This window comes from Asanoa hainanensis, assembly GCF_900188485.1.
Classification (GTDB): domain Bacteria; phylum Actinomycetota; class Actinomycetes; order Mycobacteriales; family Micromonosporaceae; genus Asanoa; species Asanoa hainanensis.
The window spans coordinates 23,481-36,792 of record NZ_FZPH01000036.1 but is presented as its reverse complement, the minus strand read 5'-3'; the positions used below and the strand labels follow the sequence as shown (position 1 = coordinate 36,792).

Sequence of the window (13,312 nt, the reverse complement as noted above, 5' to 3'; positions counted from 1 at the left end):
ATGGCGGCCCCGCGGCGCATGGCGACCTGCTGACATACTGAAAGCTGTGGAACAGAAGCCGCACTTTCGATGGACCGCGGGTCGGTTAGCCGTCGCGCTGCTCGGGACCGCTGTTGGCTTGATAGCGACCTCGCTGCACTTGGTCCTCGGCGAGGTCGAAGACCCGCTGTCCATCGCCTTTCGCCTCGCCAGTATTTGTGGCTTTACGGCGCTAATCGTCTATTACCACTTTGCGGGGATGCGGCTGCTCCGTGAGCGGCAGCGCGAGACGCGCAGCGACGCGAGCCGATAGGCGTAGGAGCCGTCTGACCGTACCGGCGCGACCCACGCCCGCGACGGCGCTTACGCCAGTTCGCCGAGATCCTGGTTGGCGGTGGGGGCGGCGAAGCAGACCGCATCGTTGATCGGTTTGAGTCCGGGACCGGCTACCGATCCCGACGACCTGGCGAAATGCCCTTGTGGGTGGAAGGCCCCGCAGGCGTCATTCAACAGTGGCACCTCCTCGAGATCGTCGACATTCGCGAGCCCGGCTCGTACGAGATCCTGTTCCAGAACGGCGGGGTTGGTGTCGGCATCCGTCGGATCGGTGATGTCGTCGGCGGCGCACGAACCGCCAGCCTCGTGAGTGGATCGGCCCCGGTGCGATCATCACGACGTGACAGATCGGTATGGCGCGGGCCACTGGCGTACATGGGAAGATTTCGAGAAGCATGTCGCGTCAGGCGAGCTGCGCGAATCGCACACCCTCGAACTCAAGCGCGACGACTACTCCAACGGCGAGAGCGGCAAGAAGGAGCAGGCCAAGGACATCGCCGCGCTCGCCCTCGACGGAGGCGTCCTTGTCATCGGGGTGGAAGAGGACAAGACGACAGGAGTCGCGATCAAGGCGTCGCCGGTGGCCCTGGCGGGCGTCATCGAGCGGATCGACCAGATCTGCGCCAGCCGGATTTCACCGCCTCTGCGGGTGACGATCCGCGACGATCTACGCAGCCCATCAGACCTGTCCACTGGCGTGATCATCATCGACGTGCCGGCAACCGGTGTTCCCCATATGGTCGATCACCGCTACCTCGGACGGGACAACCGCACAACGCGGCCGCTCGACCACACCGAGGTAGTACGTCTGCTGGCCCGCCACGACCTCGACGCCGAGGTGGTGCACAAGGACCTCGACGAGGCGGACGCGCTGATGGACGGGGAGGGGATGTCGGCCGCCCGGCTGGTCATCACCGCGACGCCGATCCCTCTGCTGCGCCGCGATGCGCTGCGCGATCAACTCGCGGCCTCCGGCGCGGCGAGCTGGTTCAACGACCGCATGACGGCCGCATCCGCCCGCGCCAGCGCCGCGCGTGCAGGCAGCGAGGCGATGTCCCGCCTGTTCAGGCCCTGGAGGTGGACTGACCGCGCGAACGGGTGGGGAGCGCGTCGCATCCCTGGGGGTATGGCCTTGCGGTTCGGATCCGGTGGCACGACACCGTTCACGATCGAGGTCCTGGAGTCAGGCGGGGCACGGTTCGCCGCGGACCTCATTACCGAGGTCCACAAGGACCGGTACAGCGAGGCCATGACGAAAGTGCTCTACCTCGACTACGCAATGTCCTTCACCTGTGAAGCCCTGGCATGGATCGCGGAGGTGGCTGAGGAGGCCGGTCTGCGCGGGACCTACGGCATCGGGCTGCACCTGGGCGGCCTGGCCGGAGCCATACGCGAGCCGACCACCTCGACCGCGGAGCGCCGCCTGCACGTACCGGACAAGACCAAGTACCGCGACGATAGCTACCGGCAGACGCTCATGGCGACCGGCGCGGACCTGCGCGGGCCTTTCCAGCCGTTGCTCGACCAACTGTTCGGCCAGCTGCTGCGAGCGATGGACTACGGCGACCCATTGCGCCAGCCATAGTTTCGAGCACCCGCCTAAGCGATAGAGCGGCGGACGGGCGAGCCGACCGTGGATCAGCTTGCCACGGATGCCGGGCGATACCTTCATATCGCGGCGAGGTCGAACACGCCCGCGAGCGTGGCTGCCGGCGCCTAACGGCGCCGGCCGGTGGTGAACGTCCCCCACCGGTCGGCGGTGTCAGACTTAGCGTTTGCGAGGCGTACGCCTGAGACGCGACGGACGCGACCACCACCCCTGCCACCAGGCGAGCCGGTCCTTGGACTGCTGAGGGAACACGATCCGCAGGACGCTTAAGCCGGTTGCCAGGACGAAGAGCAGGACGACAGTCCAGGTCGGCAGGTCGGTTAAGGCGTCCACCAGGGGAACGCCGGTGAAGGACAGCGCAGAAGCCGACAGCGCAGGCGGTCGACGAAGCATGGTGTGCTCCTTGACGGCTCACGGATCCAAGGTCGAAGGAGGCCCCCTCGTGGGCCTGCTCCTGCTCGGATCGGCATGTCGCCTGGGTCACCGTTCGACCTGCCCCGTCGTCTCGTTGCCCATGTCGGGACCCGGCGGTGCATGTCGCGGTGCCGGTAGACGCCCTGCTCGGTCTAGCGCTTGTATCCAAATGTACCGCCAGCATAAATCATGTCGGCCGCACGGCGAGCGCACCGACGCCGGGCGCGGGCCGCGCGCTCAACGCCATCGGCCGAGCCACGATCGCGGCGCCGGCCCGGCGGGAAGGTCGAGTTCGTCCAGTCGGACGGCCGCGCCGCCTGCCAGGGTGATCCGCATGTCGTGGGCAGGGTCGGGTGCCATGGGCGCGTCGCCGATCGCGTCGAGCAGCGCCCGCAGCCTGGGGTAGGGGGCTCGGCGGATCCGCTCGACAACCCCGGGCGCCCGAAACGCCTCCAGGATCAGGGTGGCCAAGTTGATCCCGGCCCGCCGATGACCCTCGGCGTTGTCGACCAGCACCGGCGCGCCGTCGAGCACGTCGGAGCAGTCCGGGTCGACCGGCAGGTACGCGACGATCAGGTCACCGCGGGGCACGCCGATGATGTCGCTGCCCATCCGGACGTTCTTGGCGACCTCGGCGGGTACGCGGCCGACCAACGGGCCCATCCCCAGCTTGCGGATCGCGGGGACCTGCTCGACCGTCGGGTCGACCAGCCGGCCCAGGCTCGGGAGGACGAGGACGGTGTGCCCGACGTACACCTTGCCTGACTCCCAGTACGGGCGGGTGGTGGCGTACCCGGTGCTGCGGCCGGCTCCGTCCTTTACGGCCAGGCCGACCGGCATCAGCTGGGCGTCGATCCCGAATTGGGCGTAGGTGTGGCGCAGAGTGGCACAGGCGTCTACACACACGTTGGCGTGCTTGCCCTCGGCCAGCTTCACCCACAGCATGGGCGGGAACACCAGCGGCAGCACGTCGCCTGGGGCTCGTTCCAGCAGCATTCCGAGTTTGCTGTCGTGGACCGCCAGCTTTCCGGGATCGTAGAGGCCCTGCGCCGTACGGCGCCGCTGCGCAGGGGTCGACGGACGCTTGGACTTGCGGCCACGAGATTTCGGCATACCGGCACGATAACCACCGGCACCGACAATCTGTTACCTACTGACGACCGCTCGTGATCAGGTTTGGTCGGCTCACCGGCGAGCGCCGATGACCAGCCGCCGGCCGAGCGTCGCTTCCACGTCGTCCCGCAGGTAGCGAACCCTCCGATCGCGGCCGCGCTGCCGTCGCCACGACCTCTGAGGCGCTATTCTGTTGGGCTGCCCACCGACCGGAGGTAGCGGCGAGACCGGCTGCCCGCTGTGGATCGTCATCCCGACGATCCTTTGTGAGGCATACGATGAGCGTCCAGGCCACCACCGCCACTAACGCCACCGATCCGCTGCTGCGCCCGCTCGGCGCGGCACAGCAGCATCTGCTGGCTGTCGTCGGCGACGCGGTCACCACCACCGGCGGTTGGCCGGTCTACCAGTACGTGCAGGCGAAACTCGACGAGCAGGGTCTGGACATCGAAGAGGTGCTGGCCACCCTGCCCTACTTCGCGCACGCGCAGTTGCATTACTCCCTCGTGCGCCGCGACCGCCACGGCGTCCGCGAGGAGGAACCGGTGCGGCTCAGCGTGGCCGGCATGGCGCACCTGGACGCGTTCGCCGGCACCGCGACGATGTTCCTGCGGGTGCTCAACGCGCTGGCCGAGCGGCGCGCGGCCGCACCGTTCGAACCCGGCCGGGTCGTCGCCGTGCAGGTGTCCGGCCCGCAGCTGGTCGCCGAGCTCGGCCTGCAGCACCACCCCGGGGTGGGGCTGCTGCCCGAGCTGCTGGGAAACGAACCGGCCACCTGGCACGGCTCGCAGCAGGGCGGCGACGACTGGACCTACCAGCCCAGCAGCCACCTACGCCGCTTCCGCGAGGTGGCCGACGTCGACGATTACCTCACCCGGATGCGCGCGTGGCTGTTGCCGCCGGCACCGGCCCCCGTCCTCGAGGCGGTGTCGCCGCTGGGTGTCGTGGCCGCGTTCGACTACCTCGACGTGGTGTGGCAGCTCAAGTTCGACCGCAAACTGGTCCACGTGCCCAGCGGCGAGCGCCTTGTCCGGCTGACCTTGCCGGTGGCCGGCGCTGACGAGTTCGACAGCCGGCTCAGCGCACTGGGGGAGATGTTCAAGGGCCTCGACGTGCCCGGCACGAACGGCGGACCGTTCGACCGGCTGCGCCGATTCCTGCGCCGGGCGTTGCCCGCCGTATCCGTACCCGCGATCCTGGGCGCCGTCGACACCCTGCAGCACGTGACGCACGTCCGCAACGCCGGTCAACACGTCGGTGCCGCGCCCCAGGCGGCGACCGCGCTGCGGGCGCTGGGATTGCCGTACCCGGTCACCGACCACGCCGGCGCCTGGGACGTCGTGCAGCGGCAGGTGATCAACGCACTGGACACCATCCGCGCCGAGGCGAACACGCTGCCCAGCCGCCCGCTCCTTCAGACGCAGAATGCCGCGGCGGGCACCGTCACCCGAGGCGGGCCACACCGGCCCGCGCCGGCCCAGCGTCGCCGGCGCGGAGCGCAGGCTGGACAGGCCAGGGCCAACGATCAGGGCTGAGGGGACAGGACGAGCAGGTCAGAAACGAGCGAAGTGGCTCGCCAGCCGACCTGCATAAATGGCGGGGCGCGAGTGCCGATTTAGAACAGGCGTGCGAAGCTGACTGCATGGAGGTTCTGCACGAGTCGGCGTGGTTGATCGAGCCGACGCCCAACGCGGACGGCGAGCGCGGCCGCAACATCCTCCATGTCCACCTCTACGAGCGGCGCGGGGATCCGAAACCGTGGCGCGTCTACGTGCGCACCTGGCGGCCGACCCGGCGCGAGGAGCGCGAGTGGGCCGACGAGGCTCACGCGTGGGCGATCCTCGACGCGATCTACGAGCAGTACAAGGACCTCGGCCGGTGGTCAATCAGCGCCCGGACCCGCGGCGGCTGGAACTGGGGAGCGCTACGCGAGCACCAAGGCCGCATCACCGACACCACGGTGTGACTGATCGGCGGGCCGCCGCAGCTCGTTCCAGTGGTGCGACGGCGCGTCTGGTTCGCTGCTCCACCCATCCGCAACGGGCACCCAGCCGTCACGAAGGTGCAGCGGGAGTGGCTGGTCGAAAATGAACGTCAGCGCCCGCCGGTATCGGATGAGCTGGTGGCGGACGTTGTAGACCCGTTCGTAGAGCCCCTGGCCCCATACCTCGGGGCGTTCGAAGCTGTTGACCGCCTTGACGCAGCCGCGGGCGAACGGCTCGTACGCGCACCAGGCGAGCGCGCGGTCCCCGGCGCCCACGGCCACGACCCAAGTCTTGCGGCGGTGCTCGTCGAGCCGGGACTCGGCCTCGCGCCACATCCGGCGCAGCAGCGGGCGGTCGGCGCGCAGCGTGCTCATCACGCGCTCGTAGCGGTTGTCGCCGGGGCGGATGACGACGATCTCCGCGCGGGTAGCGGCCATCAGGCGGGCCCGTTGAGCGCGTGCGTCGGGTCGCGCGGGTCGACGTGCTGCCGGACTAGCCTCGGGTCGACCAGCACTCCGTCGGTCACGAGACGGTCGATGACGTGCGCGGCGTGTCCGGTGGATCCGCCGGCCAGCTGGTTGGCGAGGGCGTCCATCTCGCGGGCCAGGTCCGGGGCAATCCCGGCGGCGATGAGCGGGGCGGCCCCGTCGGGCAGGTAGCCGAGGTCGGCCCAGGCGATCGCGTTGGCAAGCGGAGTGCCTATCCGCCACCATTCGGCGCCGGTGCCGATGGCGGCCAGCTGGCGCGCGCTGGCACGGTAGGCCTTGATGTAGGCGGTCCCGGTCATGGTCTCCAGTGACGACCTCCGACTGTGTACGCTAATCGTACATGTTCGTACGGCAGTCGTACACATCTGTACGATGGTCATGCACCGAGCGGACGCGTGCAGGAGGAGACGATGACCGACGACGCTGCGGTCGCCCGCTCACAGCGGCTGCTCGACCAGGTCAAAGAGGGTAAGACGATCTTTTTCAAGGCCGGCGGCGGATGGGACATCATCGGCCCCGCCGCCGACATTGAGCCAGGCCAGACCGTCACCGTCACCAAGGCCGCCGGCGACACCACCGAAGTCATCGTCGTCAAGGTCATGGCCGAACGCACCGTCCATGGCGTCGCCACTCGCACCGCCACGTTCCGCAATCCCGCCGCCGCTGCGGCGGCCCCGGCCCACGTCGACCCGCCGCGCCCCGCGTACAACGTGGTCGACCGCCAGGCCGCCGCCGTCGGCGGCATGCTCGGACGCGACAGCAGCACGGCCCGCGGCTACTGCCACTACTGCGGCCTCGAGCTTGACCGCAACGGCAACTGCGACGAGTGCGTGTGACCCGCCGTGCCACAGTCAGGAGTTCAACCAACATGACCAGCTCGACAGACCCCCGGATCACCCGCGTCCAGGCCGCCCACGCCGCGGTCGCACGCGCGGCCGCGGTCGAGGAGCAGACGATCCGCGACGTCCACGCCGACGGCGCCGAGGCCTCGGCGATCGCCCGCCACGGCCTCGGCACCACCGGCCGCGAACGTGTCCACAACATCCTCAAGCGCGAGCCCGCCGAACCCAGCCCGCCCCCGCTCACCCCGACGATCTACCTGCGCGGCGCCGGCGTCGACGACGACACCTGGGACCGCGTCGACCGGGCGATGTGGGCACGCGGCTGGGCGACGGTCCGCGACCGGACGTCGGCCTGGCACCTCGAGCGCGGGGGCGTCCCGGTCGTCTACGTCGACTTCTCCACCAACGTCGAGGTCGACGACCACCGGGCGGTCATCGTGCAGCTGGTCCGCGCCCGCCACAACGTCGTCGAGCGGCTCGGCACCGTCGGCAGCAGGCTGGAGGACAAGACGCTCTCCGAGCTCGTCCGCGTCAACCCCGACGCACGGGAGTTGCTCGACGCGATGGTTACCCTCGTCGACCAGGAACCCGAGCTGCAGCCCCGCAACGGGTTCATGCGCGGCTGGCCTTACCGCAAGGTGGACGGGCGCCTTGTCCTCGACGAGAAGGTCCTGGCCCGCTGGGTCGGTGGCGTGCTCCACGAGCGCTGAGGATCCGCCACTCACGCTGACGAATCTTCCTGCGCGTCGCCGGCTGCCCGGCTGACGATCAAGGCGTGGCACAAACCGGATCCGCCACATCGTCGCCGTGACCAGCCCGGCCGCGCGGGACCGCGGCAACTTGCACTACCCGGTCGAGCCGATGATCGCGACCGCCGTCGACGAGATCCCCACTGGGCCGGGCTGGGCATACCAGCCCAAATGGGACGGCTGGCGTTGCCTAGGGTGGGTGAGGGAGGCTCGCGTTCAGCTCCAGACCCGCGCCGGGAAGCCGATCGGCGCAGCGTTCCCGGACGTCACTCGGGCGCTGCGGGCCACGCTGCCCCCCGGCGTCGTCGTTGACGGAGAACTGCTGGTGTGGGACTCGGCCAGGGAACGGTCCAGCTTCTCCCTTCTGCAGCGCCGCGCGGCGGCCGGCCGGCACGTCCTACGGATGGCGCGGCAGTACCCGGCGCACTTCGTCGCCTTCGACCTGCTCGCCACCCCCGACGAGTCGCTGCTGCCCGCCCCGCTGGCCGAACGGTTCGCGTTGCTCGAGCAGCTGCTCGCCGGCGCGCCCGCGCCGATCGTTCTGTGCCCGCAGACCGACGACCTGGCGGTCGCCCGCGAGTGGGCTGAGACGTGGCCGTCGACAGGAATTGAGGGTTTGGTCTGCAAGCGCCTCGACCAGGGCTACCGGCTCGGCCGCGGCGGCTGGCGAAAATATCGGGTGCGGACCACGGCTGAGCAGATCATCGGCGGGGTGACCGGCTGGACGTCAGCGCCGCAGACGATCCTGGTCGGGCAATTCGACGCCCGTGGCCGGTTGCGCTACACCGGGCGCTCGACACCGTTAACGGATGAGCAGCGCGCCGAGCTCGGGCCGTTGCTCGAGCGCCCGGTGGCGCAGCGGCGCGGCGTGCCTGTGCGGCATCCGTGGCCGCAGCCGTTGCCGGCGTCGTGGTCGGGGTCGTGGGAGCGGCCGGAGCCGCTGCGCTACGTACAGGTGGAGCCGGCCGTGGTGGCCGAAGTGCTGGTCGACACGGCTTTCGAGCACGCGAGATATCGCCACCGTGTCAGGTTCGTGCGGCCGCGGCGGGACCTGTCGGTGTACGACGTGCCACTCATCGGCGTCGACGACTGAAGGACTCTGACGCGCGCGTCGGCGCGCCGTCAAAACTTTCCCCCATCTGCCTGCCATGGCGACGGCCGGCCGGGCTAGCGCAGCTCAAACTTGTCGCACCCGTACGTCACACGCTACTCGTGCCCGGCGCGGGCCTCGCGCTGGTGCAGCTCGTACAGGTATGCCGGCTCGCCGGCCGCGTACCCGTCCACAGTCTGCTGATAGACCCGCATCAGCTCGGCGTAGCCCGTTGGTTCGCCAGGGTCTTCTGTGGACCACGGGTCGAACCCGCGCTCGGCCCAGTACGCCTCGATGTGCTGACGCAGAAGATGCCCAGCTGCGCTGTGCCAGCCAGCGAGGTGTGGGAGGCGCTGGTGAAGCGCGGCGGCTTCGTCGTCGGACCGGCTCGCGATCTCGACGAGGGCCTGCCAGGCGGTCTCGTCGCTGCGGGCATCGTTCAGGGTTGGCCGCGACAGGCCGGTGATCATTTGGGCGTAGTTGATTCCGACGAGTCCGCCGGCCGCACGGTCACGGCGTAACAGCTCGCCGATCTCGGCGATCGCGGCCCGGCGGGCGAGGTTGGCGGCCTCGGCGCGCTCGCCGGCATCGCGTAGCGCGTCGACGAGCCGCTCGCGGAATTCGGCGGTCGGCATGTCCAGCTGGGTGTACGGCGTTTCGACCTCGTCGGCGTCGCGGTCCTCCGGCCGGCGGGCGGTACGCGCGGCGGCTTCGGGGCTGAGCCCGGCGACGATTTCGGCGACACCTGCCTTGTACTCGGCGCGGTCGTTGTCGGTGAGCAGGGCGGCGGCGGCGTGCAGGATCCGGGACTGGTTGTCGATCCACCATTTCGCGGCGGTCTGCCGCAGGACGGCGCGCTGCCAGATCCGGGTCAGGAGGGTGTCGAGATCGGCTACTTGTTGTGGCGTCCACGAGGCGGCCTCTGCGGGTGCGGCGTTGCGGGCGCCCCCAGCGGCGATCTCTGTCATGGCATCGACGCGGATGGTCTGCGCCCATTCAACCTGGCGTGGGCTGCCCGTGAGGGTCGGCCAGTGTTCGGCGGCGGCGACCTCGGCGGCGCGCTTGGAGACCCGCTTGCGCGTCGCGGCGACACACGTGGTGCACGGCTGTTCGCCGAGCTGGCGCGCCTTGGTCTCGCGTTGGCCGTGGGTGTTCGGACCGGAGATCTGGTGGTACTCGGTGTGGCCGCACTCGTGTTGGATCTCGTACTGGGCCATCACGCCACCTCCGCGTAAAGCGACTTTACGCAGCGGCGGATGGGATGTAAAGCAGCCTTACATCCACCTGTGAAAATCGTCGGTTGGGAGGCGCTCCGAGATGGGCTGGCCTACCGCCCCTCGCAAACTGTCGTACCCATGCGTCACCATCGATGCTTATGACGACAACGGCCCGACCGGGCAGGCTCACCCCGGAGCACCTGTGGCTTGCCGATGACGAGGACAAGCTCGTCGTGTCCGTGCTCGCGCCCGAGGTCGCTGGCGCCGCCCGGCACGACACGACCGGCCCAGTCACCATCGTCACCCCGTGCCCGGTGCGCAGGGCCGGTGGGCTGCACCCGACCCGACCGGCCCCGGTCGGGCTGCACACCCCGCGCACCGGCGCCGCGCGCCTCGCCTGGGCCGGCACCACCGGCTCCGCGGCTGCCGCCGCCGGCGGGGCGTGGGCCGCCGGCCCCTGGGCCGGCACCGCGCTCATCGTGGCGGGCGCCGCCGTCACCGCGTGGCAGGCGCTGCGCCGCTACACCCGCACCGCCCACCGGTGGGCCGAGGGCCACCAGGTGCTGACCCGCCACGAGGATCGCGACGTGATCAACCGCGCCGCGCAGAACGTCCGGGCGATCGCCGCCTCCTGGCCGCGGCTGCGCACCCACGTGGCCCTCGACGACCCGTCGCCGGCCCTGGTCGACCAGCTCTGGGAACTCACCCTGCGCGTCAGCGAGCGGGCGACCGCCCGGCAACGAGGGCAGGACCTGCGCGCCGCCGCGGTGGACGTGCCCACCGGCTCACGTGTTGCGCTCGAGCTGACCGACCAGATGACGCAGGTCGACCGGGCCGTTGCTCGCCTGGACCGCGCGATCGACCAGCGCCAAGCGGACCTGTGGCGGCTGGCCGATCACGTCCACGCGTTCGTAACCGAGCAGGAAATGCTGGCTCGCGCGCACGCGACGACGCGCAGCGCCGACCAGCACCGCAACGTCCCGTCGGCCGAGCCGGGCGAGACGGCCACGGGCGAACTCACCGACCACACCGCCGCCGTGCTGGCCGCCTACCGGGAGCTCACCCAACGGCCGGCCCTTGACGGGTCGTCGCGGCCGTAGCAGCGGCGCCCGGCCGGAAGGCCACTGCCCGCGCGCACACCGCGCTGGCCGGGACCGTACGAGTCGCCCGCGTGAGCGCTCCTCACACCCGGCCGGTGTCAGCCTCGGCGCGTTGTTTCAGCGTCCTCTTGCTGATGCAGAAATGCGACGACGCATCGGCCGCCCTCGCCGCCTGGCGGCGCATCCGCGTCGCCGCCCGCCGCAGCACGGCTTGGCCGCACCACAGCGGCGTCGAACGTGCCGCCGCCCAGGTCGTACACCGCTACCTCGCCTCCCGCCTGGCTGGATTCGCCGGCGATCTCGACACGGTGGCCGTGCCGACCCGCAGGGGGAGCTGGCTGATCCAGCGTGGCCAGTTCCCACAGCCGAACGCGGCTCAGCCACACCCGTTCAGCGGCGCCGTCGACACCTACACCTCCGGCGCCGGTCAACAGCAGTCCCTCGCGGGAGAGATCGGGTAGGTCGGCCCCGCCAAGGCAGGCGGACACCACCACGAGCCACCGCAGGAGGGGCCGCTCCGGATTCTGCTGTCCCGGACCCGCCGTCGCGGATCTCTGCGCATACGACTTGGCCTGTGCCACGATCTCCTGTCCTTGCGGGGATCCCCGCTCGCCGGAGGGGCAAAAGCTCTGCACGAGCGCCGGCGCGGAGGGACTGCCGTACAGCTTGAACCCGGCGCCAGCCGCCCGGAAGATCATGGGTTCGGTCACGGGCGAGTGGCGGCTCACGGCCTCGAAGACCGCGCCAAAGGACGGGGACCCAGCGGTCACAGCCTTAACGAAGAAATTGGGAACGGCGAGTTGCGCGACCGGAGTGTGGGGCGCGGCCCGCCTCGCGTTGACAGCCGCGGCGGTGGCCTCGTTCTCGATCTCGGTGGCGCGGCGGTGCGCGGCCGCCACGATCGCGGCGGCCCGCTTCTCCGCCGAGGCCAAGACCGCGGCCGCCCGCTTCTCCGCCGAGGCCAAGACCGCGGCGGCATTTTCTTCGGCGCGCTCCTCGATCGCGTTCGCTCGGTCCAAGGACTGATCCACATAGTCGTCTGCCGCCGCAGCGAGGTCTCGCACGCGCACCATCAGCCGGTCGGCCAGCTCTTCGTAGTCCACCGCCCGGGCGTGCGCCGCCTCGGCACGGGCGTGGGATAGTCGAAGCGTTGACTGTGCCGCGCTCAACGCGCGTAGGTGCGGATCATCGCTGCAGCTCGCCAGCCACGCCGATGCCGTCTGCGCCGGCGTGACGCTCACCCGGACTGGCGCCGCAGAGGCGGCAACATCGTCGGGGTGTGCAAGCCCGCTGGCCGCGAGCGCGGCCCGCAGGTGATCCTGGATGCGCTGCCGGGGAACCGCTGCGCCGGCCGCCGCCGCGGCGCCGGCAAGGTCGCGAAGGGCCGAGGCGAGCTCGACCCGCATACGGTCCCGATCGTCGATGTTGGTCACAGGGCCTCCTCCCGCGTCGATCCGGTGGGCGCCTGCGCGGCGGTCTCGACGCGCTCGTCGTTGTATCGGCGGCGCAACCGCAGCCGGGCGTGGAACGCCCGGTTGCGCGCCGCCTCCGGCGTGATCCCGAGCACGGCCGCGATCTCACCGGGCTCGTAGCCGTCGACCAGCAGCGCCATGACCTGGCGCTGCCCCTCCGGCAGCGTTTCCAGGTACTGCATCAACCACTCGCGGTCCTCCCATACGAGCAGCGCGAGGTCGACGACGCCTTCGTCGGCGTCCACGAACTCGCCGGCGGCGACCAGCTGCCTCGCCCGTGCCAGCCCTTCCCGGCCGCGGAGCTTGGCGACACCGCTCCTGACGGCGTGGACCGCGTACGCCAACGGCTCCCGCAGCAGCCCCCATCGCTGCACGATCTCGAGCAGCACGGCTGCCGCCACCTCTTCGGCCTCGTACGGGCTGGCTCCGATGAGCACGCCAAGGCTGACCAGGCGACCGAAATGATCTTCATAGAACTTGATCTGCTCGGGAGCAGCGACAAGCTGCTGCCCGACGTCGGGGGCGGCGGCCGCAGGCGCCACACGCCAATCGGGATCCACAGAAGACGAACCTCCCTCGTGCGCGGTCCAGGACAACACCGGCTCCCTATGACAAGGTCCACGAGCGCCGGCGTTCGTTAGACGCGCACCACAAGATCTTCAGATTTCAGCGACGGTGACGCACCGGCACGCCCAACGCGCCGGCCACCAGCACGGCCGCCACAGCGGCGATCGCAGTGGCCGGAATCGAGTCTGTAGTCAGGAACACGCCGGCGATCCCGGCGACCACGGCCTCGACCACTACGACCACGCCCTGCGGCGACAGCCGGCCAGTCCGTCGCCTCCGCGGCGGCTGCGATTCGTCGTCCATTGTGCCTGCCCTCCACCTCGACCGGGGAAGCACGATCGCCCCCGATAG

At 70.3% G+C, this 13,312-nt stretch carries 16 protein-coding genes; 8 read left to right on the top strand and 8 right to left on the bottom strand.

Annotated elements, in window-relative coordinates; genetic code table 11:
- Together CHC05_RS40270 and CHC05_RS40265 are read left to right on the top strand one after the other, a co-directional pair.
- Positions 1-292, top strand: a 292-nt coding sequence (locus CHC05_RS40270) for a hypothetical protein (protein WP_218824831.1), incomplete at its 5' end; no start/stop codon positions are given.
- A gap of 363 nt (positions 293-655) precedes the next feature.
- On the top strand, positions 656-1,900 hold the full coding sequence (locus CHC05_RS40265; protein ID WP_089256151.1) for an AlbA family DNA-binding domain-containing protein: 1,245 nt from the start codon (positions 656-658) through the stop codon (positions 1,898-1,900).
- A 183-nt stretch (positions 1,901-2,083) separates the two neighbouring features.
- Here the strand turns inward: CHC05_RS40265 and CHC05_RS41205 are convergent, their stop codons facing one another.
- Together CHC05_RS41205 and CHC05_RS40260 are read right to left on the bottom strand one after the other, a co-directional pair.
- Entirely contained in the window at positions 2,084-2,317 is a 234-nt protein-coding gene (locus tag CHC05_RS41205; protein WP_144023017.1) for a hypothetical protein, read from the bottom strand.
- A 258-nt stretch (positions 2,318-2,575) separates the two neighbouring features.
- Positions 2,576-3,451: a hypothetical protein gene (locus tag CHC05_RS40260; protein ID WP_089256149.1), complete on the bottom strand. Its 876-nt coding sequence runs from the start codon at positions 3,449-3,451 to the stop codon at positions 2,576-2,578.
- Between the two features lie 278 nt (positions 3,452-3,729).
- Here CHC05_RS40260 and CHC05_RS40255 point away from each other — a divergent pair, with 278 nt between their 5' ends.
- Positions 3,730-4,986 carry a hypothetical protein gene (locus CHC05_RS40255; protein ID WP_089256147.1) on the top strand — a complete coding sequence of 419 codons (1,257 nt, stop codon included), beginning with the start codon at positions 3,730-3,732 and terminating at the stop codon, positions 4,984-4,986.
- A gap of 107 nt (positions 4,987-5,093) precedes the next feature.
- Complete coding sequence (locus CHC05_RS40250) at positions 5,094-5,417, top strand: hypothetical protein (protein WP_089256145.1); 324 nt, start codon at positions 5,094-5,096, stop codon at positions 5,415-5,417.
- On the opposite strand, the gene CHC05_RS40245 is transcribed toward CHC05_RS40250, so the two are convergent.
- The gene (locus tag CHC05_RS40245) at positions 5,376-5,873 is read right to left on the bottom strand and encodes a hypothetical protein (protein WP_089256143.1); all 498 of its coding nucleotides are present in this window, start codon (positions 5,871-5,873) and stop codon (positions 5,376-5,378) included. The two genes, CHC05_RS40250 and CHC05_RS40245, sit on opposite strands and share 42 nt — an antisense overlap.
- A complete protein-coding gene (locus CHC05_RS40240) occupies positions 5,873-6,223 on the bottom strand; it encodes a hypothetical protein (protein WP_089256141.1) in 351 nt (116 codons plus the stop codon). The genes CHC05_RS40245 and CHC05_RS40240 overlap by 1 nt, the downstream gene beginning before the upstream one ends.
- A 111-nt stretch (positions 6,224-6,334) precedes the next feature.
- On the opposite strand from CHC05_RS40240, the gene CHC05_RS40235 reads away from it, so the two are divergent.
- The 3 genes from CHC05_RS40235 to CHC05_RS40225 all read left to right on the top strand — a co-directional run bounded on the left by CHC05_RS40235 (position 6,335) and on the right by CHC05_RS40225 (position 8,608).
- Positions 6,335-6,760, top strand: coding sequence for a hypothetical protein (locus tag CHC05_RS40235; protein ID WP_144023016.1), 426 nt, complete (start codon positions 6,335-6,337; stop codon positions 6,758-6,760).
- Between the two features lie 32 nt (positions 6,761-6,792).
- Complete coding sequence (locus tag CHC05_RS40230; RefSeq protein WP_089256138.1) at positions 6,793-7,476, top strand: hypothetical protein; 684 nt, start codon at positions 6,793-6,795, stop codon at positions 7,474-7,476.
- A 151-nt stretch (positions 7,477-7,627) separates the two neighbouring features.
- Positions 7,628-8,608, top strand: a complete 981-nt coding sequence (locus CHC05_RS40225; RefSeq protein WP_089256155.1) for an ATP-dependent DNA ligase — start codon at positions 7,628-7,630, stop codon at positions 8,606-8,608.
- A 113-nt stretch (positions 8,609-8,721) separates the two neighbouring features.
- Here CHC05_RS40225 and CHC05_RS40220 read toward each other — a convergent pair whose 3' ends face one another.
- Positions 8,722-9,822, bottom strand: coding sequence for a hypothetical protein (locus CHC05_RS40220; protein WP_089256136.1), 1,101 nt, complete (start codon positions 9,820-9,822; stop codon positions 8,722-8,724).
- A gap of 158 nt (positions 9,823-9,980) precedes the next feature.
- On the opposite strand from CHC05_RS40220, the gene CHC05_RS40215 reads away from it, so the two are divergent.
- Positions 9,981-10,922, top strand: coding sequence for a hypothetical protein (locus CHC05_RS40215; protein ID WP_089256134.1), 942 nt, complete (start codon positions 9,981-9,983; stop codon positions 10,920-10,922).
- Positions 10,923-11,020: 98 nt separating this feature from the next.
- Here the strand turns inward: CHC05_RS40215 and CHC05_RS40210 are convergent, their stop codons facing one another.
- The 3 genes from CHC05_RS40210 to CHC05_RS40200 all read right to left on the bottom strand — a co-directional run bounded on the left by CHC05_RS40210 (position 11,021) and on the right by CHC05_RS40200 (position 13,264).
- Positions 11,021-12,355, bottom strand: coding sequence for a hypothetical protein (locus tag CHC05_RS40210; protein ID WP_089256132.1), 1,335 nt, complete (start codon positions 12,353-12,355; stop codon positions 11,021-11,023).
- Positions 12,352-12,954, bottom strand: a complete 603-nt coding sequence (locus CHC05_RS40205) for an RNA polymerase sigma factor (RefSeq protein ID WP_144023015.1) — start codon at positions 12,952-12,954, stop codon at positions 12,352-12,354. The genes CHC05_RS40210 and CHC05_RS40205 overlap by 4 nt, the downstream gene beginning before the upstream one ends.
- 106 nt (positions 12,955-13,060) lie before the next feature.
- A complete protein-coding gene (locus CHC05_RS40200) occupies positions 13,061-13,264 on the bottom strand; it encodes a hypothetical protein (RefSeq protein WP_089256128.1) in 204 nt (67 codons plus the stop codon).
- Positions 13,265-13,312: the final 48 nt, after the last annotated feature.